The following is a 22,317-nucleotide window of genomic DNA, read 5'->3' on the forward strand; positions in this document are numbered from 1 at the left end:
ATGGAACTTCCTGTACAGAAAAATCAAGAATATGAGATCAATATAGAGGATCTGGGAAATAATGGGGAAGGCATTGGCCGTATAGACGGATATACGGTTTTTGTGGAAGGAGCCCTGCCCGGGGAACGGGTCAGGGTGCTGATCGTAAAGACGAAAAAGCACTATGGTTATGGGAAGCTCCGGGAGATTTTAATGCCTTCGCCGGATCGTGTAGCGCCGGCCTGTCCCGTAGCGGCACGGTGCGGCGGATGCCAGCTCCAGCATCTTTCTTATGAGGCCCAGTTGAGATTTAAAACGAAAAAGGTCAGGGATCATCTGGAAAGGATCGGTGGGTTTTCCGGTGTGGAGGTTCTGCCGGCGCTGGGAATGGAAGACCCCTGGCGGTATCGAAACAAGGCCCAGTTTCCGGTAGGCGGCAAAACGGGGGAGCCGGAAATAGGATTTTACGCAAAAAGAAGTCATCGTATTATTGATACGCCGGTCTGTATGCTGCAAAATGAAGTCAATGACCGGATCGTGAAAATTGTGCGGACATTTCTGGCGGAGTTTGAACTTCCTCTTTATGACGAAACCATACATCGCGGTCTGGTGCGCCATATCCTGACTCGTATCGGCAGACACACAGGAGAAATTATGGTCTGTCTGGTGGTGAATGGGAAAAAACTGCCGCACAGCGATGTACTGGTGGAACGCCTGCGATCTGTGGAGGGAATGACTTCCATTGTTTTGAATGTAAATACGGCTCAGAACAATGTGATTTTGGGCAGTGAGATTCATGTGCTTTGGGGAAAAGAATACATTACGGATACCATTGGAACTGTAGAATTTGAGATCTCGCCCCTTTCCTTTTATCAGGTCAATCCTGTACAGACCAGAGTACTGTACCAGACCGCGCTGGATTTCGCGGATTTGGACGGTTCGGAAACGGTGCTGGACCTGTACTGCGGCATTGGTACCATTTCGCTCTTTTTTGCCCGGAAGGCGAAAAAAGTTTTTGGGGTGGAGATCGTACCCCAGGCCATTGCGGATGCCAAAAGAAACGCGGCCCAAAACAACATAGAAAACGCCTTTTTCCAGGCAGGCGCGGCGGAGGAAGTCATTCCGAGACTGTATCAGACAGAAGGGATACAGGCGGATGTGGTCGTTGTGGACCCGCCCAGAAAAGGCTGCGACCAGAGACTGCTGGAGACAATTCTGGAGATTGGCCCCAAAAAGCTGGTCTATGTTTCCTGTGATTCCGCTACGCTGGCCAGAGATTTAGCCTATCTTTGTCCGAAGGGATACCGCATCGAAAAGGTGCAGGTGGTGGATCAGTTCCCTTGGACGGTGCATGTAGAATCTGTGGCCCTCTTATCCAGGGAATAACATTACGGAGGTAAAATGGAAGGAATGTTTTTTGGGTTTTAGATGTTCTGCTCTGTATTGCTCCTTCCCGGAACTATGGTGTTTTTTGGGCGGTGGTTTTTGCGCCGTCCGCCGCAAAACATCAACGCTGTATTCGGATACCGGACAAAAATGTCCATGAAAAACAAAGAAACCTGGGCCTTTGCCCATAAATACTGCGGCAGATTATGGTATCGGTGGGGAAAGGTGTTATTAGTTTTGTCTTTTTTTGCCATGCTGGCAGTCATATGGAAATCTGTGAATACCATAGGTCTTGCAGGCGGCATTCTCTGTGCCGTCCAGCTGGTTTTCCTTGTAGGCGTTGTGTTTCCTACAGAAAAAGCGTTAAAAAATACTTTTGATGCAAAAGGAAGCCGACGGGACAAATCCATAGGGGAATAAGAAACAGCACGAATGCAGTCATAAGCTGGACCGTGCTGTTTTTATGCGGAAAGAAGAAAGAACTGTTGTCTTTTCCAAATCTGGAAGGGGAGACAGCTCTTTTTTTGTTCCATAAGGTATTTGGTTTTTTGCCTTTACAGGGATTTCATCTCTTTCAGAACCTGTTTTTTTTCGGGGATACTGGGAATACCGCCGGGTTTTTCCGTGGAGAGGCTGGCGGCGGTGACCGCGAAACGGCCTATATATGCCAGATCCTCTTCTGTCAGATGGCAGATGGGCTTATCCAGCTCCAGAAAACGGGAGAGGGCGCTGCCGCCGAAAATATCTCCCGCGCCGGTAGTGTCTACGGGATGTACACTGGGGCCGGGAATATGGATGTTTGCATGGGCCGTTTTCAAATAACAGCCCTTAGGGCCCAGAGTTACCATGGCCAGAGAAACACCGTGTTCCAGTAAGAGTTTTTCCGCGCCTTCCTCTGGGGAACAGCGCCAGAGAAAATCAACTTCATCATCACTGATTTTTACGATGTCCGCCTGAGACAGACTCCATAATATTTGTTCCGCCGCCTCCTGTTCACTTTTCCAAAGAGGTTTTCTTAAATTAGGGTCGCAGGTAATGAGTTTTCCCTGGGCTTTGGCATAGGCGATGGCCTTTTGGGTAGCGGTACGGATCGGTTCATCTGTCAGACTCAGTGTGCCAAAATGGAAGATTTTGGCCTCGTCGATCAGGGTACGGTTTACTTCCTCCCAGGACAGCTGCGTATCGGCGCCGGGTTTTCTGGCAAAGGAAAAGGTACGTTCACCGTTCCCATCCAGGGTGACAAAGGCCAATGTGGTGAAGTAACGGGAATCCATGGAAATGCCTTTTGTCTCAATGCCTGCTTTTTTTATGGTATCTGCCAGCAGGCGGCCGAAAGCGTCTTCTCCTACCTTGCCTAAAAAAGCGGTTTTTTTGCCATAAGCGCTTAAAGTTGCCAGAAAATTCCCCGGAGCGCCGCCGGGATGGGCTACCATGGTGGGATACCCATCGGCATCTGTTAAGCTGGTGGAAAAATCTATGAGCAGTTCACCCAAAGCCACGACATCATACATAAAAAGAACCTCCTTTGCCTGAATTCACTCTTTTGCCGGCGGATATTCGTTGCAGAGCAGACGATAGGGAGGCTCGTCCTCCTCAATGGCGGGGAAACGGCCTACCGGCGGGCAGAAACGATTATCCGTATTGTCATCATTGCACTGGCTGACTTCGGCCAGAAGCACATTTCCCGTACCGGGTTCGACACGAAAATCATGGTAAAGATACTGGGGGACATAAATAGATTCTCCCGGAGTCAGACGGATTACACTGCCTGCGGGAACGGTGCGGGCGCAGCCGTCTGTATGGATTGTTACATCGGATTCGTAATCGATGGACTCATCCGGCAGGCTGTTGTACACCTGAATCAGCACATTTCCGCCGCCGCAGTTGATAATATCCTCTGTTTTATACCAGTGAAAATGATTGGGAGAATACTGGCCTTCTTTCAAATACAGAAGCTTTTCCGCATAGACTTTAGGATATTTGTCCGGAAATTTCCGGCTGCCGTTGCGCAGAGTGATGAGGGAAAAACCGATTTGATCGAAGTTTCCCATGCCATAGTCCGTAATATCCCAGCCCAGCATACATTCCCGGACTTCATCATATTCATGGCCTTTTTCCTGCCACTGCGCAGGTGTAAAGTGGCAGAAGGGCGGCAGTTTTCTGCCATGGGCCGCACACATGGTTTCTAATTCTTTTAAAGCTTTGTTGATCTGAGAACGTTTCATAAATACTCTCCTTCATTACGATACTGTTGTTGGTGTCACCGTATCATTTCTCGAATGGTTTGTCAATCATCAGGGATATTTTTCGGAGGTGATTTGCTGAAAAGAAGGGCTTATGATAAAATAAGAAAAAACGAAAACCCTCTTCTTTTTTTGCCGGAACAGGTTTCTGGAAAGAGAAAAGAATATGGATAGAGGAAAGGAGAAAGCGTATGGGATTGATAAAAGCGGCATTTGGCGCTGCCGGCGGTGTGCTGGCGGACCAATGGAAGGAATACTTTTACTGTGAAGCCATTCCGGCGGAGATTCTGGTGGTGAAAGGGAAAAAGCGTTCTTCCGGCAGATCCAGCAATACGAAGGGAAGCGATAATATTATTTCCAGCGGTTCTGTGATCGCCGTAGCCGACGGACAGTGTATGCTGATCGTGGAGCAGGGAAAAGTGGCGGAAGTCTGTGCTGAGCCCGGGGAATATACTTATGACGCGTCTACGGAGCCTTCGATCTTTGCCGGGGAGCTGGGGGAAAGCATCGGCGAAGTATTCCGGAATATCGGAAAGCGTTTTACCTTTGGCGGAGAGCCGCCGAAGGATCAGCGGGTTTATTATTTTAATACAAAGGAATTGATCGGAAACAAATATGGTACGCCCAGTCCGGTTCCGTTTCGTGTGGTGGACCAGCGCGCGGGTATTGATCTGGATATTACTGTTCGCTGCTATGGGGAATATAGCTACCGTCTGGTAAATCCGCTGCTGTTTTACACCAATGTCTGCGGAAACGTAGCGGAAGCCTACGGCAGGGAAGAACTGGAAAGCCAGATGAAAAGCGAACTAATGACAGCTTTGCAGCCTGCCTTTGCCCGGATTTCGGCAATGGGAATCCGCTACTCGGCACTGCCGGGACATACGGCAGAGCTGGCGGAGGTACTGAAAGAAGAGTTGTCTGCCAAATGGCGGGACCATCGTGGCATCCAGATCCAGCAGATTGGGATTTCCTCTATCAAAGCCAGTGAAGAAGATGAAAAAATGATTCAGGAGCTGCAGCGCAGTGCGGCGTTTATGGACCCTACAAGAGCGGCAGCATATCTGACGGGGGCCCAGGGGGCGGCTATGCAGGCGGCGGCAGAAAATCCCAATGCCGGCCCTGCCATGGCGTTTATGGGAATGAATATGGCGGCTGGCGCTGGCGGTGCCAACGCGCAGAATTTGTTCCAGATGGGACAGCAGCAGGCGGCAGCTTCAGGAGGATGGAACTGTGCCTGCGGCAAGCAGCATAATCAGGGGAATTTCTGCCCGGAATGTGGAAGTCCCAAACCGGCGCCGGAGTCAGGCTGGATCTGTGCCTGCGGTGCGGTGAACAAAGGGAAATTCTGCTCAGAATGCGGCCGCAGAAAGCCGGAGGGCGTTCCCCAGTACCGATGTGACAAATGTGGATGGGAGCCGGAGGACCCGGCACATCCGCCCAGATTCTGCCCGGAATGCGGAGATCCATTTGATGATGGAGATCGAAAGAACTAAGAGATTAAGCAATAGAAAAAAGGGGAAAAGGAGAAGTAAAAAGACTTTTCTAAAAAAGTAATTTTCTGAAATAGCCGGTCAGAATCCCTTGGAGAACAAGGGATTCTGGCTGGTTTTGCTTTCCGGAAAAGAGACTTCTCAAACGCGTTGATTTTGTGTGTTTTTACTGTGAGAAACCCCTCTTGACACAGGAAGAAAAAAGCATATAATAAGTTTTGAAATAATAAGAATACTTATTATATGGAGGCGTTTATGGAATCTTTGCATTATTTACTAATGAAAGCGCATACTCTCATGAATCGGCAGATTGTCGGCGGAGCGGCGGCTTTGGGGTTGTCCTCTGGTCAGCCAAAGGTGCTGGAATATTTGCTGATGTATGGGGAAAGCAACCAGAAAACCATTGCCGATTACTGTGAGATTGAACAGGCCACGGTGGGAAGCATTTTATTGCGGATGGAAGAGAACGGCTTGATCCTTCGGGAGAAAAAGGCGGGAAACCGTCGGTCTCTCTATGTTACGCTGACAGAAAAGGGAAGAAAGGCGGCGGAAGAAATGGAACTTGTATTTCGGGAAAGTGAAGAACACGTTGGCGGAGGACTGTCTGAAGAAGAACGGCTGCAACTGCGGCAGTTGTTGGACCGGCTCTGTGAGAGCGCGGGACAGCGGGAAAGAAGGCGGGAAGCATGAAAAAACCCCATTTGCTGAGACGATACGCGCTGCTGGCGGTTGGCCTTTGGATTATGGCTTTTGGCGTTGCGTTTTCCATTAAGGCGGGGCTGGGGACATCTCCTATTTCCAGTCTGCCCTATGTGGTAAGTCTGATTTCTCCCTTGACGGTAGGGACAGCTACCATTGCTATGCACTGTGTCCTGATCCTGCTGCAAATCTTACTGCTGCGAAAAAATTTTCATCCCATACAGTTCATGCAGCTTCCTGTGGCATTTCTTTTTGGCTATCTGACGGACTTCGCTGTCTGGGCGATTCAGGGAATCCCGGTTGGTTTCTATGGGCAGCGGTGGCTGCTGTGCATTGTTGGTATTCTGCTGGTAGGTATTGGTGTGGGCTGCGAGGTTATCGCTGATGTGGTGACGCTGGCGGGGGAAGGCCTGATTCTGGCGGTTTGCAGTGTATTTCATTTTCCCTTTCCCAGAATCAAGATTTCTTTTGACTGTACGCTGGTTGCCTGTGCCTGTGTGCTTAGTTTCCTGTTTTTGCACCGCTTGGAAGGGGTGCGGGAAGGAACGGCAGCGGCGGCTATTTGTGTGGGAATCGTTTCCAAACAGGCCATTCGGCTGTTCCTGCGCCGGATTGAGAAAAAAATTCTGATGGAATAAAAAATGCCGGAGGAAAGCACAACTGTGAAATAGCTTTTTGAAAATAGTATTTATAAAAATAGAATCGCTGGAATCGTTTGTATATGGCAAAGATTCCAGCGATTTTTGTTTTTCTTTGAGGATGTGGGCAGGCGTTATTTTTTTCAAGCCCTCATCTTTTTTTGCCGCAAATAGACAATTCAGCTTTTCTTATGGCTGTTGCCGCGGTAATCCACTTCGATTTCATTGGTTACTTCCTGTCCTCTGGTACCAATGAGCCAGCTGGTCAGATTGGCGGAAGAACAGGAGTGGTTAGGGATGATCTGGATTTTGTCTCCGATCTTCAAATCTGTGGGACCTTCGATTTTGATTTTTCCCACTTCCTCAGACAGGCCATAAATAGTCAGCTCAGGATGACCTTTGACTACGCCAAAGCCTTTGACAGCGGCATTGCCATGGGCGCCCTGATCCAGTCCCAGACATTTTGCGCCGGCATCACAGATGAATACATCCTCGGAAGGATGAGAAACAATGGTAGCCAGCACTGTCAATGCGCAGTCTTTTTCCTGTGCGCTGCCCAGAGCCATTTGGATGGCGTCATGATAAATATAGTTGCCGGGATGATAGATCTGAATTGCCGGATCGGCAACCGTCAGCATAAAGGTAGGTGTGGAGCCGCTGGTCACATAGAAATTATCAAAGCCTGCCGCTTTCAGATCGGCAGCGGCTTTCGCCATGGTTTCACATTCCAGCTTTGCTACGGCTTCCCGTTCCTCTTGCGTAGTACAGCCGTATACCTGTCCCGGATGGGTGGAGATGGCGTAGAGTTTCAGACGGGGATAGGCCTTCATTTCCTGAGCAAAAGCGACTACCTTGTCCGCAGCCACGCCAAAACGGTGGAACTGCATATCTACAATAATGGAATAATAGAATGTCACGGCTTCTTTATCCGCAACTTCCTCCAAAAGCTGCGCGGCTTCCAGATTATCCAGTCGAACGATGACCTCGGTTTTTTTCGCCAGTGCGGCCAAGCGCTGAATATTTTTGGTGTTGGCAGGAGGATAGGCGTACATGACTTTTTTCGCGCCAGCGGCCGTGGCCATTTCACATTCGTCCACTGTGCCGCACAAAGCGCCTTTCGCCCCCATTTCCAACTGTTTTTTCAGCAGAGCGGTACTCTTGTGGGTCTTTACCATAGGCCAGAGCTTTTTGCCGTTTTCTTTGCAAAGAGCCTGATAAGTACGCAGATTGTTTTCCGCAATATCCAGATCCAGCAGAATTGCCGGAGTTTCTAAATCTTTGATTTTCATAAACAACACATCCTTTCTGTTGCTTCTAATTTTTCTTTTGTATTTATTCAAGCACAAGGGGAGGGAAAAGTCAAGATATGGAAAATAAGAGCATCCATTTTTGAAATGTTTTGGAGCGAAAACTCTATCTTGTGAAGCAAAAAAATAGTTCACGACACAAAGTATCAATTTTGATACATGATTTGATTTTTTATCAATTTCTTTAAAAAAGACGAATGATATAATGGAGCAAATATGAAATTTTGAACAGGGGGGAGTATTTTTTTTAAAGGAAAATGATAAAAACGACAAACAAGGGAGTGATTGTATGAAAAATGTTGAAAGTGAGATCCAAAAAAATGATGGAAGAGCGTAAAGAGGAATTCATGGAAATCTTCAAGCGTTTTCATCAGTACCCAGAATTAAGCTTCAAAGAATTTGAAACAACAAAGTATATTAAGACAGAATTAGAAAAGCTGGGCATTGAGATCCTGGATTATGGCCTGGAAACAGGTGTTATCGGCTTATTGAAAGGAAAATGTGAAGGCCCTTGCATCGGTCTTCGGGCGGATATCGATGCACTGCCTGTTTTGGAGCAGGCAAGCTGTGATTATAGATCAAAGAATGTGGGGGTAATGCATGCCTGCGGACATGACTCTCATGCTTCTTCTTTGCTTTGCGCGGCACATATCCTATCCGCGCTTCGGGATGAAATCTGCGGCAGTGTAAAATTTCTCTTCCAGCCGGCAGAAGAGATCAATATGGGCGCAAAACTGCTGGTGAAGCAAGGATGTCTGGAAAATCCTCATGTAGACGCTATTTTCGGTATGCATAACTCCCCCGAGGTTCCCGCTGGTTCCGTAGCTGTAAAAAATGGACCGCTGATGGCGGCGGTAGATCGTATCAATATTACCATCAAGGGGAAAGGCGGACACGGCGGTGTGCCCCAGAGAAATGTAGACCCTATCGTTGCAGCTGCCGCGGTAATTCAGTCTCTTCAGACCATTGTCAGCAGAAATGTCAGCCCGCTGGATTCCTGTGTGGTTTCTGTCTGCAATATAAAAGCGGGGGAAGGCACTACCAATAACGTAACACCGGACGAGGTAAAAATGTATGGTACGGTACGCAGCTACAAAAAAGATGTGGAAAAGATGCTGGAAACCAGAATCAAGGAAATCGTTTCCAATGTTTCCGCAGCGTATGGCTGTGTAGGCGAAACAGAATATATTTATGAGCTGGCGGTAACAGACAACTGCGAACAGATGTATCAGATTGCGCTGGCGGCAGTTAAGGCTATTGGAGTGGACGCTTTTGATCCGATTCCTTCCACCGGCGGCGAAGATTTTTCCGAATATACGGAATATGGGATTCACGGATTCATGTATTGGCTGGGAACAAGAAACGAGGAAAAAGACTGTGTTTATTCCTGGCATAGCCCGAAATTCAAATTTGATCCCGAATGTATTCCCATTGGTGCGGGAACATACGCCATGTCTGTATTTGAAGCCATTAACGCATTGAAATAAAAAAGGAGGAACGCTTATGGAACGAATCCAGGAAATAACAAAAAACTGGAAACTTCATCTGGTCATTTTGATTATCGTTATGATTTCTGAAAAGATCAATATTGTTAAAATTCCCATTGGCAGCGGCAGCATTATGTTTTTACCTATGCTGTACGCCATGGTATTAGGTTTGATTATGTATCTTGCAAAACCCGTAAAAATTATCGGAAAAGCGCAGGAAGCCATTTCCGGAAAATTCGTTGTACTGGGCATCTCTGTTTTTATTGCAAAAGTTAGTATCAACAGTGGTTTGGCGGTACAGGAAGTTATCGCGGCCGGGCCTGCTTTGATTTTACAGGAATTAGGCAATTTGGGTACTATTTTTGTAGCACTGCCCATCGCGCTCCTGCTGGGCTTTAAACGCGAAGCCGTAGGTATGACACATTCCATAGCCAGAGAGCCCAATGTTGCTTATATCGCACAGAAATATACATTAGATTCTCCGGAAGGCCGCGGCGTTATGATTACTTATGTCGTTGGTACACTGATTGGTACGATCTTTATGGGGCTGGTGGCAAGTACCCTGGCTACTTTCACACCACTGCATCCCTACGCATTGGCAATGGCTTGCGGTGTTGGCAGCGGCAGTATGATGGCGGCATCCTCAGCGCCTCTGGTAGAGATGTTCCCGGAAATGGCGGAGACGATTTCTGCATATGCCGCTACCAGTAACGTGCTGTCCACGGCCGACGGTATTCTTATGACAGTATTGATCGGGCTGCCTCTTTGCAACTTCCTTTATAAGATACTTTATCCTATTTTGGGCAGAAAAGAGAAAAAATAATATGAGGGAGAGGTGAATCAAATGAAAGAAAATTATCCTTAGATATATTTTTGGAATACGTACTGATTTTATTGATTGTTACTTTCATTGCATTTATCGGCAATTCTATTTACACAGGAATTGGTCTGATGGAAAGCTTGCCGGGCATCATTATTTTAATGCTGATCGCCATGGCGGGGATCACTCTGGAAAAACTGATCCCTTTGCCGATTCCCACCATCATTTATATTACAGTCATCGGCGTTTTGCTGGCAATGCCTTATAGCCCCACCAGTGAAGTGGTAGGGACACTGGTCGGGAAAGTAGAGATGCTTCCTCTGGCAACGCCTGTACTGGCATATGCCGGTGTTTCCATGGGGAAGGACTGGGTCGAATTCAAAAAAATCAGCTGGCGCGGTATTCTTTTGGCAGCCTGTGTTATGATTGGTACCTTCCTGGGATCAGCAGTAGTATCCCATATTATCCTGTCCATCCAGGGAATTATTTAACAGATAAAAATAGTTGACTCCACTAAAATGCTGTTTTCTTATGAAGAAGACAGCATTTTTTTAGGAAGCAGAAGAGCACACATATTGTCAAAATCAAGAAAAGAATTGGCAATATCAAGAATTGAGTCCGTCTGATTGTGCAGATACAATAAATTTTAAGTAGGAAATGATACATTGCGCGCGAATCTATGGACTACGAATGAAAAAAACTGCGAAACTGAGAAAGAGGGAGGCTAAAACATGAGCTTTATTGAAACGGCAATTACCACAGTGAACAATTTGATTTGGAGTACGCCGATGATCGTCATTTGTTTGTTGGCCGGCGTATACTTCTCCATTCGTATGAAATTTCCCCAGCTTCGTCTTTTGAAGCATACCTTCGGTCTATTGGTCCATGGGGAAACAGATGAAAACGGTATCACACCCTTCCAGGCTTTTGCCACAACAGTAGGCGCCCGTGTAGGTATGGGCAATATCGCCGGTGTAGCCACTGCCATTTATTTCAGCGGCCCCGGCGCGGTTTTCTGGATGTGGCTGCTGGCACTGATCGGAAGCGCATCCTCTTTTGTGGAATGTGCGCTGGCGCAGGCATACAAATCCAAGGATGGCGGCCAGTATACCGGCGGTCCCGCGTATTACATTGAAAAAGGCCTGAAATGCAAACCTTACGGCATCGCTTTTGCGATTGCGGCAATTCTGGGACCTGGCCTCTTTATGCCCGGTGTACAGACATATTCTGTAGCAAGTACCGTATCCGAAGCCTTTTCCGTAGGTATGACGCCAGTTACCATTGTTTTCTGTATTATCGTTGCAATCGTTATCTGCGGCGGTATCAAACGTATCGGCCGTATTGCCGAAGTTATCGCACCTTTTATGTGTGCTGTATATTTAATTATGACCATCATCATTCTGGTACTGTTTGCGGACCGTATCCCTACCGTATTTGCTATGATCTTTAAATCCGCTTTTGGTTTTGAACAGGCATTTGCCGGTATTATGGGTTCTACCATCGCATGGGGCATCAAACGTGGTGTTTATTCTAACGAAGCTGGTCAGGGCTCCGGTGCTATCGTTGCCGCTTCCGCATCCTGCAAACACCCCGCTGAACAGGGCTTGATTCAGTCTCTTTCCGTTATCATTGATACTTTACTTGTATGCACCTGTTCCGCGCTGATTATTCTGCTGACAGAGACTTATAACGTTGTAGACGCATCCGGTTCCTTTATTGTAAGCAACGTACCTGATGTAGAATACGGTATCCTTTGGGCGCAGAACGCTCTGGTAAATGGTCTGGGCGCAAACTGGGTAGGCCAGGTTCTGTCCGCCATTGTTGTACTGTTCGTATTTACCAGTCTGCTGGGCTACTACTATCAGGCAGAAAGCAACGTAACTTATATCTTCAAAAACAGCAAAACAGCAATCTGGGTATTCCGTGTAATCTTTATTCTGTCCAACCTGGCGGGTGTTGTTGTTACAAACGACACAATCTGGACCATGGGTGATCTGGGCTGTGGTCTGATGACATGGCTGAATGTTATCGCGATCCTGCTGCTGTCTACAAAGGGTATCCGTCTGCTGAAGGATTACGAGGAAAAATTGAAGAGCGGCAAGGAAATGTCCTTCGATCCCGCTGCTGTCGGCATTGAGGATAAAGATGGCGTATGGTCCAAATAATGGAAAGTCAATTTTGATAAAAGAAAAATGCTAATTTCAGAATTTCACAAAAACCTGTCCTATGTTATCCTCTAGTTACCAAATGACAGGTAATCAAAAACAGAACAAAAGTCAAACATGTAAAGGAGTGTGTTGTATTATGTTGCCTAAGACAAGAGTATCTGACCCCGAACTTTATCAGCTGGTGGAAGAAGAACTGTACCGCCAGGAGCACAATATCGAAATGATCGCTTCCGAAAGCACAGTCCCTCTGGAAGTTATGGAATTGAGCGGCAGTGTTTTCACAAATAAAACACTGGAAGGTTATCCCGGTTCCCGTTTCCAGGCTGGCGCGGAAGTAGCCGATAAACTGGAAACAATGGCCATCGAAAGAGCAAAGGCGCTGTATGGCTGCGAACATGTCAATATTCAGCCTTATTCCGGCGCGACAGCAAACTATGGCGTATATGCGGCCATTCTGGAACCCGGCGACACAGTTTTGGGGATGCGTCTGGACCAGGGCGGTCATCTGACACACGGCAGCCCGGCAAACTTCCTGTACAAAGTATATAAATTCGCTGCATATGGCGTAGATCCTGAAACAGAAGAAATTGACTACGACGCTCTGGAAAAACAGGCAAAAGAAATCAAACCCAAGCTGATTATCGCCGGCGGCAGCTCTTATCCCAGACTGATTGATTACGAAAGAATCAGCAAGGTAGCCAAAGAAGTAGGCGCTTACTTCATGGTAGATATGGCCCATGTCAGCGGTCTGGTAGCAGCAGGCGTAATTCCCAGCCCCGTACCTTATGCGGACTTTGTTACATCCTCTACCACAAAGACTTTCTGCGGTCCCAGAGGCGGTATGATCCTCTGCAAGGCAGAACATGCAAAGAAAGTAGACAAGGGCGTATTCCCCGGCTCTCTGGGTTCTATGCACTTGACCACAATGGCTGCCAAGGCATGGTGCTTCAAGCATATGGCAACACCGGAATTTAAGGAACTGATGCAGCAGATCGTTGTTAACGCAAAACTGCTGGCGGAAGAACTGAGCAAATATGGTTTCCGTATTGTCAGCGGTACAACAGACAATCATCTGATTATGGTTGACCTGCGTCCTAAGAATATTTCCGGTAAAGTACTCCAGAACGCTCTGGACAGCATCGGTATTACAGTAAACAAAAACCAGATTCCTTTCGACCCCGCTTCTCCTTTCGTAACCAGCGGCGCAAGAATCGGTTTGACCTCCATTACACAGAGAGGTCTTCGTGAAAAAGAAGTTAAGATCATCGCTTCTATTATGAACGATGTAGCAAACGCGCCGGAAGACGAAGCAGTTCTGGCAGACTGCAAGGCAAGAGTGCTGCAGCTGATCGAAAACTTCCCTCTGTATCCCGCAGGCAGCTTTGATGATTAAAATTTGATTAGAATTTTATGAGAATTTACGGATGTTCAACTTATTGAATTTTAATCTAATATACTGAACTGGTCTGTAACAAGATTTGTGGAAGAAGAAATATTAAAATTACTTTAGACAAAAAAGAGCAAGGGAGAGCCGCCTTGGGAAGCAAGGCGGTAATCCCTGTTTTTGTAGTTGACATAATGTATAGAATGGCGTAGGATAGGTAAAAAAAATAGCAGGAGGGAGAATTATGTTTATACAGAAAACGGAGTGGGGACAAGTTGCATGGCTTCACACCTCAGACAAAAATGATCTCCGTCAAAACATGGATGTGGGGATTACGACGATCTCCCCTGGGAAACGAATACGCCCTCATATTCATTATGGACATGAACAAATGCTCTATAACTACATCAATGGAGAAAAGCTGGAATACAAGAAAGGGATGCACTTTTATCTGCCGGCGGATGCCAGACACGAAACTGTACCCACGGGAGAGGAAGAAACCAGAGAATTGATGGTATCTAACCCTGTATTTCAGAATGTGGATATTTTTTTATCCGGAAATGAGGAACCGGTTACCAATGGAAAAAACCTGCTGTATGCTGCGGTGGAGGCCATTCGGGAACAGCTGCTGAGCAGTCCCTTTGTCCCCTTTACTATTTTTGACAGCATGTGGAATATCATTTCGGCGGGGGGAGAGTTTTCTGAATTCTGTAATCACCAATGCCGGGCCAGTCAGGACAGACGAGGTTGCGCCTGCTTGCAGGAGCTGGAACTGAGCGGGCTTTCCTATACCAAAAGCATGCAGTTCCAATGTCCATATGGTATGACCATTGTTCAGGTACAGATTGTATACAACAATAAATCTCTTGGCGTAATCCGCGGAGGACATGTACTGCTTTCAGAGCCGGAAACGGAATTTGACAGCAGTATGTACGTTACGCCGGCGGCAACATTTGCCAGCATCCAGAAAAAACTTCAGCAGATCGTGGAAAGCATTGTAAAGTTCTGCTATTTTAATGCCGCAAGGGAGGAGATCATGCAAAAGGATGAGCGCCTGCGTTCTGTGGAAACAGATCGGATGCAGCTGAAAATGAATCTGACGGTGGCCCAGGAAAACGTAACAAACCTGAAGATCAATCATCATTTTTTATTTAATACGCTGAATTCTATGGCGAGCATGGCGCTGGAAGGAAATAACCCCACATTATATGACGCGATTATTGACCTGTCCAAAATGTTCCGCTATACCATGGCGACGGATCTTCGCTTTATGCCTTTTTCGGCGGAACTGGAGTACTTGCAGACCTATTTGAATCTGCAGAGAATGCGTTATGGGGATACGCTGGATGTGCGGATGGAAATACCGGAGGAGCTGTATCCGATTTCCATGCCGTTTAATTTCTTGCAGCCCATCGTAGAAAACGCCTTTACCCATGGTTTTGATGTGGTGGAAGAAAAAAAGAAGATTTATATTTACGCGGAAAAAACAGGAAAGTATGTGAAGATCAGAATTTACAACAATGGGAATGTGCTGGATGATATTACTTTAAACAGAGTCAGAAAAAGTCTGGAGAACAACACGGGACATGGCCTGTCTCTGATCTACGCGAAACTCAAATCTGCCTACCATACGGATTTTATGCTGGATATCACATCGGGAAAAAAAGAGGGCACAGTTGTTTCTGTTGCTTTTCCCATAGATCATTTTGGAGGGCGGTAATAAAGGGGGAAAGAGAAGATGACAAGGACGATTATTGTGGATGATGAACCGGCAGTAGCGAAAATGATACAGTATTTTATCGACAAGGAGAACCTGCCGTTAGATGTGGTGGGGATCGCCTATAATGGACAACAGGCCATTGAGCTCATTGATAAAACCGCACCGAAAATCGTTTTTCTGGATATTCAAATGCCAGTCAAAAATGGTTTTGAGGTGATGAAGGAAAGGCCTAATCAGCAGTATATCATCATTACGGCCTATGAATCCTTTCGCTATGCCCAGCAGGCTCTGCGTTTGGGAGCGAAGGATATCATACTAAAGCCGGTAGAGTATCGTCAGCTGGAAACGGCTGTGGTAAATCTGTTGGGGTGGCATATTACCAATAACGATACCGTCAATGATATTCTGGAGTATGTCCATGGGAATTACGCGGAGAAAATCGAATTGAACAAGCTGGCGGAGCATTTTTTCATCGCGCCCAGTCATTTGGCTAGGCTGTTTAAAAAGCATACGGGTTCCAGCCTGATTACATATATCAATAAAGTGAGGATTCAAAAGGCCTGCGCCCTTTTGGACGCAGGTGTCAGTGTAAAAGAAGCGGCGGAGCAGACGGGATACGAAAGCCTGAATAATTTTTATAAATACTTCAAGCTTTACGAGGGGATGACTCCGGCGGCTTATTGCAAGGCGCAAAAGCCCGTTTTCCCGGAAAAGGAAGCCCAAAAGGAGAAAGAAGAACCGCCGACCATATGAATTGCAGGCCGCATTCAGGAGAAAAAGAAGGATCGGATCATCAGACCACGGCAAAGACCGGAGGTCTTGTTCCGGTCATTTTTTGTGCCCGAAAAAAGGCGGATTTGTACAAAATGGAACTAATCAAAATTGATAAATGAAAGGGAGTAATATGAGAATATCAATCTTTTCTCAGGAATGGTAAGGTTATGTCAGAAAGAAAACAACTGTATTTTGTCGGTGGATAGACATTTTTGCGGTGGAAGGCAAAGCAGATTCCCTCTCATGTTTGCCTTCTTCCGCAAGAAGCTGTCTACATCACGGACAGCAGAAAGATAAGGAGGAAGATAAAATGACAGCATGGAAAAGTGATATTGAAATTGCCCAGAGCACAGAAATGTGGCCCATCGAGAAAGTAGCGGAAAAAATCGGGATCTCTTCCGATGATCTTGAATTTTATGGAAAATATAAAGCAAAACTGAATTACAACAAACTGGCGGCAGGAAAAGAAGATAAGGCGAAACTGGTTCTGGTAACAGCCATTACACCGACTCCCGCCGGAGAAGGCAAGACAACCACAGTCGTTGGTTTGAGTGACGCACTGAACCGCATCGGCAAAAAAACCATTATGGCGCTGCGTGAGCCTTCCCTTGGTCCTGTATTCGGCGTAAAGGGCGGCGCGGCCGGCGGCGGTTATGCACAGGTAGTTCCTATGGAAGACATCAATCTGCATTTTACAGGCGATTTTCATGCCATTGGCGCAGCCAACAACCTGCTGGCGGCAATGATCGACAACCATATTTTCCATGGCAATGCACTGGGGATCGACTGCCGGAGAATTACATGGAAACGTGTTGTGGATATGAATGACAGACAGCTGCGCAATATTGTCTGCGGCATCGGCGGCAGAGTCAACGGCGTCCCCAGAGAAGACGGTTATGATATTACCGTAGCTTCCGAAATCATGGCGATCCTTTGCCTGTCCAACAGCATCAGTGATCTGAAACAGCGTCTGGCAAGCATTATTATCGGTTACACAAGAGATGAACAGCCTATTACCGCTGGTATGCTCCATGCGGAAGGCGCTATGGCGGCACTGTTAAAGGATGCCATCAATCCAAATCTGGTGCAGACACTGGAACACAATCCCGCGCTGATCCATGGCGGTCCCTTCGCGAATATTGCCCATGGCTGCAACAGTGTTATGGCGACAAAACTGGCTATGAAGCTGGCGGATTATGTCGTAACGGAAGCGGGCTTCGGCGCAGATCTGGGTGCAGAGAAATTTATCAATATCAAGTGCAGAAAAGCTGGTTTGAAACCTTCCGCCGTTGTGATCGTAGCCACCGTAAAAGCTTTGAAAATGCATGGCGGTGTAGCAAAAACAGATCTGGCCGGCAAAAATGTGGAAGCGCTGGAGCGGGGTCTGCCTAACCTGCTGAAACATATTGAAAATGTAACACAGGTTTATGGTCTGCCCGCAGTGGTAGCTATCAATAAATTCCCCACAGATGACGCGGAGGAACTGGAACTGATCGAAAAGAAATGTAAGGAACTGGGCGTAAACGTAGCACTGTCCGATGTTTGGGGACAGGGCGGCGCAGGCGGCGAAGCGCTGGCAAAAGAAGTCGTTCGTCTGGCAGAAGAGGGCGAAAATAACTTCCATCTGCTGTATCCCGATGAAATGCCCATCGCGGAAAAAATCAATACCATCGTTACAAAGGTATATGGCGGCGACGGTATTACACTGAGTCCCGCAGCGGCAAAGGAAATCAAGAAGCTGGAGGATCTGGGCTTCGGCAATCTGCCGGTATGTATGGCAAAAACACAGTACTCTTTCTCTGATGACGCTGCAAAGCTGGGCCGTCCCACAGGCTTCACCGTAACGATCCGTAACGTAAAAGTAGCCGCAGGCGCTGGGTTCATCGTTGCGCTGACCGGAGATATTATGACAATGCCCGGTTTGCCCAAGGTACCTTCTGCGGAAAAGATTGACATGGATGAGAACGGAAAGATTTCCGGTTTGTTCTAAATAAGGATGGGAAGGGATACGATATGCTGGAGAAAAGCTGTAAGGAATTTTTACGGGAACTGTCGTCGGCGGCACCGGCTCCCGGCGGCGGCGGGGCATCTGCATTGGGCGGAGCCTTAGGCGTTGCGCTGGGCAGTATGGTAGGAAATCTGACGACGGGAAAGAAAAAATACGCGGATGTGGAACAGGAAATTCAGCGGCTGCTGATGCTGCTGGAGGATTCCGGAAAACGGCTGATGGATTTGGTACAAGCCGATGCCGATGCCTTCCTGCCGCTGTCAAAAGCCTATGGTATGCCCAAGGATACGCAAGAAGAAAAGGAAGAAAAAGCACAGGTTATGGAACAGGCGCTCAAGGGCGCCTGTGCCGTACCGTTGGAAATTATGGAGGAATGTCTGTTTGCCTTGGGGCTGCTGAAAGAAATGGGAGAAAAAGGCAGTCGGCTGGCCATCAGCGATGCGGCAGTGGGCGCCGTATTTTTAAAAGCGGCGGCGCAGGGGGCAGCGGTAAATGTATTTACCAATACCCGTCTGATGAAGGAGAGAGGCTATGCCGCGGTATGCGAGCAGAGAGCGCTGCGGATGCGTGAGGAAGCGGAAAAACTGGCAGACAGGATTTATAATCAGGTAGAGGAGGAATTGCGATGACAGTAGTAAAGGGCGCTGATGTCGTAAAAGAAATGATGGAGGAGCTGCGGCAGGAGGTGGCTCGGCTGGAGGCCAAAGGGATTCATCCCTGCGCAAAGATCGTGCGGGTTGGGGATAATCCCAGCTGTATCGCCTATGGCAAGGGCGCTGCGAAAAAACTGGAAAGTGTTGGCATTCAGGTGACCTATGCTACATTCCCTGAGGATATTTCCCAGAAAGATTTTCTGGCGGAATTTCGGAAGATCAATGAGGACAAGGATGTCCATGGGATTCTGCTTCTTCGCCCTCTGCCTGCACAGCTGGATGAAAAGGAGATCAGCAGAGTCATTGATCCCAGAAAAGATGTGGATGCCATCAGCCCCATCAATATGTATAAGGTTATGATCGGTGATGATACGGCGTTTCCTCCCTGTACTCCGGAGGCGGTTATGCGGATCATTGACCATATTGGCATCGACTTGACAGGGAAAAAGGTTGCCATTGTCGGCGCCAGCATGGTTGTGGGCCGTCCTCTGTTTTTGCTGATGCTGAACCGGAACGCTACCTGTGTGCAGTGCCATATTTATACCAAAGATCTGGTGGCAGAATGTAAGCATGCGGAAATTATTGTTGTAGCGGCAGGCAAGCAAGGACTGATTCGTCTGGAACACGTTTCTCCCGGTGCGACGGTCATTGATGTCGGCATCAATATTGGCGAAGACGACAAGATTCATGGAGATGTGGATTTCGACGCGGTTGCGCCTGTTACAGAATATATTACGCCGGTACCCGGCGGCGTGGGTTCCGTAACTTCTACTGTTTTGGCGGCTCACGTAGTAAAGGCGGCGAAGCTGCTCTATGAAAATTAAGGAATGTATGGAATATTTGGACACGCCGAATTTCATGAATCCTGATCCTGGTCTGGAAAATATTCAGGCGCTGATGGAAGCGCTGGGAAACCCGCAGGATCAGCTGAAATTCGTGCATATCGCCGGTACCAACGGCAAAGGGTCCACAGCGGCCTTTTTGGAACGTATCCTGCGGGAAAGCGGATACAGAACAGGAATGTATACTTCACCGTATCTGCTGCATTTTTCGGAAAAAATACAGGTAGATGGAGTGGAAATTTCAGAGAACGAGATTCTTTCCCTTTGCGAAAGACTGCAAAAGGCGGAAAAGCGGGTACAGGAAGAAAAAGGCCTGTATCCTACGGTTTTTGAACGTGTTACAGCTTTGGCGCTTCTGTATTTCTATGAGAAGCAATGTGATATTGTTGTGTTGGAGACGGGTCTGGGGGGACGTCTGGACGCCACCAACGTGGTAAAAAATACAGAAGTAGCTGTTATCACAGCCATCGGTCTGGACCATACGGATATTTTGGGTGATACCAGGGAAAAAATTGCGGCGGAAAAAGCGGGCATCTGCAAGCCCGGCTGCGAAGTGGTGCTCTATGACCAGGAAAAAGAGGTTATGGAGGTCTTGATTTCGGCGGCAAAAGCGTTGGATTGTCCGGTACATATTGCTCCTGTTTTCGAAGGGAAAATGGAAGATATGACAGAAAAAGGGCAGGTTTTTTCCTTTGGGGAGCATCATTGTCTTAAAACAGGGATGCTGGGCCTGTACCAGATGAGAAACGCTATTACAGCAGTTACTGCCGCGCAGGCACTGCGGAAACGGGGGTGGAAAGTTCCGGAAGACAAGATCAGGACCGGGCTGGAAAAAGCCAGATGGCTGGGTCGGCTGGAAGTCAGAAAAGAACATCCGCTTTTTCTGGTGGATGCCGCGCATAATCCACAGGGCGTATCTGTATTGGCGGAGAGTTTGCGGCAGCTCATCCCAAATCAGAAAAAAATATTTGTGCTGGGAGTTCTGGCGGATAAAGACTATCCGCAGATGCTGGATCTGATCGAGCCCCAGGCAGAGCGTTTCTATGTTGTGACTCCTCATAGTACCAGAGCGTTGGCGGGAGAAAAACTGGCGGAGCTGCTGCAAGGCAGAGGCTTTTCGGCAGAAGTCTTTCCCTCCGTGCCGGAGGCGGTGCGGGCGGCACAAAAGGCCGCGAAAGAAGAAAACAGAGTCACTTGCGCTTTCGGTTCTCTGTATTACATCGGAGAGGTCATTGACTGCCTGGAAAAGGAAGGAGACGGTTGTGATGATCAACAGCCCTAAGGAAGTGGCAAATCATTGTTTGGAAATTGGAAAAAATAAAGCGTCGCTGCCTGCGGGCAGAATGTTCCTGCTGGCAGTGCTGGCAGGAATGTTTATTGCTCTAGGGGCGGTGGGGGCCAATACGGTTTCCTGTCTGATGGAAAACGGCAGTGCCGCTAAGATTGCCGCCGGCGTGATCTTTCCCGCTGGATTGGCTATGGTGGTAATTGCGGGCGGTGAACTGTTTACAGGCAACTGCCTGATCCTGCTGTCCGTATTGGGCAAAAGGACTTCGGCGGAAAAAATGCTTCGCAACTGGATCATTGTATATCTGGGCAACTTTGTCGGAGCAATTTTTGTGGCCTGGGGCGTATATGCAGGAGGGCAGACGCAGCTGTTCCAGGGAGCGCTGTTGGAACTGACTATACAGACGGCTGTGACAAAATGCGGCCATACCTTTGGAGAGGCGCTGCTTTTGGGCGTTTTCTGCAATTTTCTGGTATGTATTGCTGTATGGATGGGCTTTGCTGGGAAAACGGCGGTGGATAAGATTGTGGGTTTGTTTTTTCCGATCTTTTTGTTTGTGGCATCCGGCTATGAACATTCCGTAGCCAATATGTATTATATTCCGGCAGGCATATTTTCCGCGGGAGAAGCAGGCCAAAGCATGGGTCTGACGTGGTCGGGCTTTCTGTTTTCCAATCTGCTGCCTGTCACCATCGGCAATATTCTTGGCGGCGCTTTGCTGGTAGCCGGTATTTATTATCTGGTGTATATCAAGGGAGAGAGTCAAACATGAGTGTGAAAGAACAAAAAAAGGCCCAGCGCAAATGGGTCAAGGAGAAACAGAAAATGATGGCCCTCAGATCCTGGGAGGCGGAAGACAGAAAGATTTGTGAGGGTTTGCTGTCTCTGGCTGCGTACCGGCGGGCAAAAACCATCTTTTGTTTTGTCAGCATGCCAGAGGAGATCGACACGGATTTTTTTCTGCAGCAGGCGTGGAAAGACGGAAAGCGTGTTGTGGTGCCCAGATGCGGGCAAAAAGGTGTCATGGCGGCCTACGAGGTTTCTTCCTTGCGGGATTTGGAGGCGGGACAGTACGGCATCCGGGAGCCAAAGGCTTATTGTGCCTTGGTGGCGCCGGAAGAGATCGACTTTGGTGTGATCCCTTGTCTTTCCTGTGATAGAAAAGGGTTCCGGCTGGGGCATGGCGGCGGTTATTACGACCGCTATCTGGAAGGAACGAATTTCCCTACGGCGGTGATCTGTCGGGAGGAACTTTTGTTGGAGGAAACGGCCATAGAACCCTTTGACACCCAAATGGACTGGGTAATTACGGAAAAGGAAATTATGTCAGTAAAAAAGGGTCATTTTGAGAAATAAACACCCTCTTTCCCATCAAAAATGAGCATATACGGGAAAGAGGGCGCATGTTAGAATACCATCAGCAAGGGGCGG

21 protein-coding genes are annotated in these 22,317 nt (G+C 47.8%); 18 read left to right on the plus strand and 3 right to left on the minus strand.

The features are described from left to right. Window positions 1-1,365, plus strand: coding sequence for a 23S rRNA (uracil(1939)-C(5))-methyltransferase RlmD (rlmD, locus tag H9X84_RS04270; RefSeq protein WP_205133169.1), 1,365 nt, complete (start codon window positions 1-3; stop codon window positions 1,363-1,365). A gap of 75 nt (window positions 1,366-1,440) precedes the next feature. Then, a complete protein-coding gene (locus H9X84_RS04275) occupies window positions 1,441-1,785 on the plus strand; it encodes an SdpI family protein (RefSeq protein ID WP_330634400.1) in 345 nt (114 codons plus the stop codon). A gap of 134 nt (window positions 1,786-1,919) precedes the next feature. Here H9X84_RS04275 and H9X84_RS04280 read toward each other — a convergent pair whose 3' ends face one another. Both H9X84_RS04280 and H9X84_RS04285 read right to left on the minus strand, forming a co-directional pair. Then, window positions 1,920-2,876 carry a carbohydrate kinase family protein gene (locus H9X84_RS04280; RefSeq protein ID WP_205133167.1) on the minus strand — a complete coding sequence of 319 codons (957 nt, stop codon included), beginning with the start codon at window positions 2,874-2,876 and terminating at the stop codon, window positions 1,920-1,922. Between the two features lie 24 nt (window positions 2,877-2,900). Beyond that, window positions 2,901-3,590 carry a D-lyxose/D-mannose family sugar isomerase gene (locus H9X84_RS04285; RefSeq protein WP_205133166.1) on the minus strand — a complete coding sequence of 230 codons (690 nt, stop codon included), beginning with the start codon at window positions 3,588-3,590 and terminating at the stop codon, window positions 2,901-2,903. 209 nt (window positions 3,591-3,799) lie between these two features. On the opposite strand from H9X84_RS04285, the gene H9X84_RS04290 reads away from it, so the two are divergent. The 3 genes from H9X84_RS04290 to H9X84_RS04300 all read left to right on the plus strand — a co-directional run bounded on the left by H9X84_RS04290 (window position 3,800) and on the right by H9X84_RS04300 (window position 6,435). Further along, entirely contained in the window at window positions 3,800-5,101 is a 1,302-nt protein-coding gene (locus H9X84_RS04290) for an SPFH domain-containing protein (RefSeq protein ID WP_205133165.1), read from the plus strand. 252 nt (window positions 5,102-5,353) lie between these two features. Continuing rightward, window positions 5,354-5,788, plus strand: a complete 435-nt coding sequence (locus H9X84_RS04295) for a MarR family winged helix-turn-helix transcriptional regulator (protein ID WP_205133164.1) — start codon at window positions 5,354-5,356, stop codon at window positions 5,786-5,788. Next, a complete protein-coding gene (locus H9X84_RS04300) occupies window positions 5,785-6,435 on the plus strand; it encodes a YczE/YyaS/YitT family protein (protein ID WP_205133163.1) in 651 nt (216 codons plus the stop codon). The genes H9X84_RS04295 and H9X84_RS04300 overlap by 4 nt, the downstream gene beginning before the upstream one ends. A 179-nt stretch (window positions 6,436-6,614) precedes the next feature. On the opposite strand, the gene H9X84_RS04305 is transcribed toward H9X84_RS04300, so the two are convergent. Continuing rightward, complete coding sequence (locus tag H9X84_RS04305) at window positions 6,615-7,724, minus strand: alanine racemase (RefSeq protein ID WP_205133162.1); 1,110 nt, start codon at window positions 7,722-7,724, stop codon at window positions 6,615-6,617. Window positions 7,725-8,038: 314 nt separating this feature from the next. On the opposite strand from H9X84_RS04305, the gene H9X84_RS04310 reads away from it, so the two are divergent. The 13 genes from H9X84_RS04310 to H9X84_RS04370 all read left to right on the plus strand — a co-directional run bounded on the left by H9X84_RS04310 (window position 8,039) and on the right by H9X84_RS04370 (window position 22,242). Further along, window positions 8,039-9,229 (plus strand): M20 metallopeptidase family protein, encoded by a 1,191-nt coding sequence (locus tag H9X84_RS04310; protein ID WP_205133161.1) that lies wholly within the window; start codon window positions 8,039-8,041, stop codon window positions 9,227-9,229. A gap of 16 nt (window positions 9,230-9,245) precedes the next feature. Then, the gene (locus H9X84_RS04315; protein WP_205133160.1) at window positions 9,246-10,052 is read left to right on the plus strand and encodes a DUF3100 domain-containing protein; all 807 of its coding nucleotides are present in this window, start codon (window positions 9,246-9,248) and stop codon (window positions 10,050-10,052) included. Window positions 10,053-10,180: 128 nt separating this feature from the next. Continuing rightward, on the plus strand, window positions 10,181-10,540 hold the full coding sequence (locus H9X84_RS04320) for a hypothetical protein (protein ID WP_243423538.1): 360 nt from the start codon (window positions 10,181-10,183) through the stop codon (window positions 10,538-10,540). Window positions 10,541-10,780: 240 nt separating this feature from the next. Next, entirely contained in the window at window positions 10,781-12,214 is a 1,434-nt protein-coding gene (locus H9X84_RS04325) for an alanine/glycine:cation symporter family protein (protein ID WP_205133159.1), read from the plus strand. A gap of 139 nt (window positions 12,215-12,353) precedes the next feature. After that, window positions 12,354-13,610 carry a serine hydroxymethyltransferase gene (gene glyA / locus H9X84_RS04330; RefSeq protein ID WP_205133158.1) on the plus strand — a complete coding sequence of 419 codons (1,257 nt, stop codon included), beginning with the start codon at window positions 12,354-12,356 and terminating at the stop codon, window positions 13,608-13,610. Window positions 13,611-13,845: 235 nt separating this feature from the next. After that, window positions 13,846-15,321 (plus strand): histidine kinase, encoded by a 1,476-nt coding sequence (locus tag H9X84_RS04335; RefSeq protein WP_205133157.1) that lies wholly within the window; start codon window positions 13,846-13,848, stop codon window positions 15,319-15,321. Between the two features lie 18 nt (window positions 15,322-15,339). Next, window positions 15,340-16,074 carry a response regulator transcription factor gene (locus tag H9X84_RS04340; RefSeq protein WP_205133156.1) on the plus strand — a complete coding sequence of 245 codons (735 nt, stop codon included), beginning with the start codon at window positions 15,340-15,342 and terminating at the stop codon, window positions 16,072-16,074. 331 nt (window positions 16,075-16,405) lie between these two features. Next, a complete protein-coding gene (locus H9X84_RS04345; protein ID WP_205133155.1) occupies window positions 16,406-18,085 on the plus strand; it encodes a formate--tetrahydrofolate ligase in 1,680 nt (559 codons plus the stop codon). A 23-nt stretch (window positions 18,086-18,108) separates the two neighbouring features. Next, window positions 18,109-18,732, plus strand: coding sequence for a cyclodeaminase/cyclohydrolase family protein (locus H9X84_RS04350; RefSeq protein ID WP_205133154.1), 624 nt, complete (start codon window positions 18,109-18,111; stop codon window positions 18,730-18,732). Then, a complete protein-coding gene (locus tag H9X84_RS04355; protein WP_205133153.1) occupies window positions 18,729-19,580 on the plus strand; it encodes a bifunctional 5,10-methylenetetrahydrofolate dehydrogenase/5,10-methenyltetrahydrofolate cyclohydrolase in 852 nt (283 codons plus the stop codon). The genes H9X84_RS04350 and H9X84_RS04355 overlap by 4 nt, the downstream gene beginning before the upstream one ends. Beyond that, window positions 19,570-20,880, plus strand: a complete 1,311-nt coding sequence (locus tag H9X84_RS04360) for a bifunctional folylpolyglutamate synthase/dihydrofolate synthase (RefSeq protein WP_205133152.1) — start codon at window positions 19,570-19,572, stop codon at window positions 20,878-20,880. The genes H9X84_RS04355 and H9X84_RS04360 overlap by 11 nt, the downstream gene beginning before the upstream one ends. After that, window positions 20,864-21,658 carry a formate/nitrite transporter family protein gene (locus H9X84_RS04365; protein ID WP_207750529.1) on the plus strand — a complete coding sequence of 265 codons (795 nt, stop codon included), beginning with the start codon at window positions 20,864-20,866 and terminating at the stop codon, window positions 21,656-21,658. Before H9X84_RS04360 ends, H9X84_RS04365 begins: the two co-directional genes overlap by 17 nt. Continuing rightward, window positions 21,655-22,242: a 5-formyltetrahydrofolate cyclo-ligase gene (locus tag H9X84_RS04370; RefSeq protein WP_205133151.1), complete on the plus strand. Its 588-nt coding sequence runs from the start codon at window positions 21,655-21,657 to the stop codon at window positions 22,240-22,242. The genes H9X84_RS04365 and H9X84_RS04370 overlap by 4 nt, the downstream gene beginning before the upstream one ends. Window positions 22,243-22,317 lie beyond the last annotated feature (75 nt).

The sequence above is a fragment of the Anaerotignum lactatifermentans genome (genome assembly GCF_016902535.1).
GTDB classification, from domain to species: domain Bacteria; phylum Bacillota; class Clostridia; order Lachnospirales; family Anaerotignaceae; genus Anaerotignum; species Anaerotignum lactatifermentans_A.

Bases quoted from the DNA above. Each gene is read 5' to 3' on its own strand.
- H9X84_RS04290 (WP_205133165.1), top strand. From the start codon at position 3,800: ATGGGATTGATAAAAGCGGCATTTGGCGCTGCCGGCGGTGTGCTGGCG.
- glyA (WP_205133158.1), top strand. From the start codon at position 12,354: ATGTTGCCTAAGACAAGAGTATCTGACCCCGAACTTTATCAGCTGGTG.
- H9X84_RS04320 (WP_243423538.1), top strand. From the start codon at position 10,181: ATGGAAAGCTTGCCGGGCATCATTATTTTAATGCTGATCGCCATGGCG.
- H9X84_RS04365 (WP_207750529.1), top strand. From the start codon at position 20,864: ATGATCAACAGCCCTAAGGAAGTGGCAAATCATTGTTTGGAAATTGGA.
- H9X84_RS04300 (WP_205133163.1), top strand. From the start codon at position 5,785: ATGAAAAAACCCCATTTGCTGAGACGATACGCGCTGCTGGCGGTTGGC.
- H9X84_RS04340 (WP_205133156.1), top strand. From the start codon at position 15,340: ATGACAAGGACGATTATTGTGGATGATGAACCGGCAGTAGCGAAAATG.
- H9X84_RS04370 (WP_205133151.1), top strand. From the start codon at position 21,655: ATGAGTGTGAAAGAACAAAAAAAGGCCCAGCGCAAATGGGTCAAGGAG.
- rlmD (WP_205133169.1), top strand. From the start codon at position 1: ATGGAACTTCCTGTACAGAAAAATCAAGAATATGAGATCAATATAGAG.
- H9X84_RS04355 (WP_205133153.1), top strand. From the start codon at position 18,729: ATGACAGTAGTAAAGGGCGCTGATGTCGTAAAAGAAATGATGGAGGAG.
- H9X84_RS04360 (WP_205133152.1), top strand. From the start codon at position 19,570: ATGAAAATTAAGGAATGTATGGAATATTTGGACACGCCGAATTTCATG.
- H9X84_RS04280 (WP_205133167.1), bottom strand. From the start codon at position 2,876: ATGTATGATGTCGTGGCTTTGGGTGAACTGCTCATAGATTTTTCCACC.
- H9X84_RS04305 (WP_205133162.1), bottom strand. From the start codon at position 7,724: ATGAAAATCAAAGATTTAGAAACTCCGGCAATTCTGCTGGATCTGGAT.
- H9X84_RS04315 (WP_205133160.1), top strand. From the start codon at position 9,246: ATGGAACGAATCCAGGAAATAACAAAAAACTGGAAACTTCATCTGGTC.
- H9X84_RS04350 (WP_205133154.1), top strand. From the start codon at position 18,109: ATGCTGGAGAAAAGCTGTAAGGAATTTTTACGGGAACTGTCGTCGGCG.
- H9X84_RS04335 (WP_205133157.1), top strand. From the start codon at position 13,846: ATGTTTATACAGAAAACGGAGTGGGGACAAGTTGCATGGCTTCACACC.
- H9X84_RS04285 (WP_205133166.1), bottom strand. From the start codon at position 3,590: ATGAAACGTTCTCAGATCAACAAAGCTTTAAAAGAATTAGAAACCATG.
- H9X84_RS04275 (WP_330634400.1), top strand. From the start codon at position 1,441: ATGGTGTTTTTTGGGCGGTGGTTTTTGCGCCGTCCGCCGCAAAACATC.
- H9X84_RS04325 (WP_205133159.1), top strand. From the start codon at position 10,781: ATGAGCTTTATTGAAACGGCAATTACCACAGTGAACAATTTGATTTGG.
- H9X84_RS04345 (WP_205133155.1), top strand. From the start codon at position 16,406: ATGACAGCATGGAAAAGTGATATTGAAATTGCCCAGAGCACAGAAATG.
- H9X84_RS04295 (WP_205133164.1), top strand. From the start codon at position 5,354: ATGGAATCTTTGCATTATTTACTAATGAAAGCGCATACTCTCATGAAT.
- H9X84_RS04310 (WP_205133161.1), top strand. From the start codon at position 8,039: ATGTTGAAAGTGAGATCCAAAAAAATGATGGAAGAGCGTAAAGAGGAA.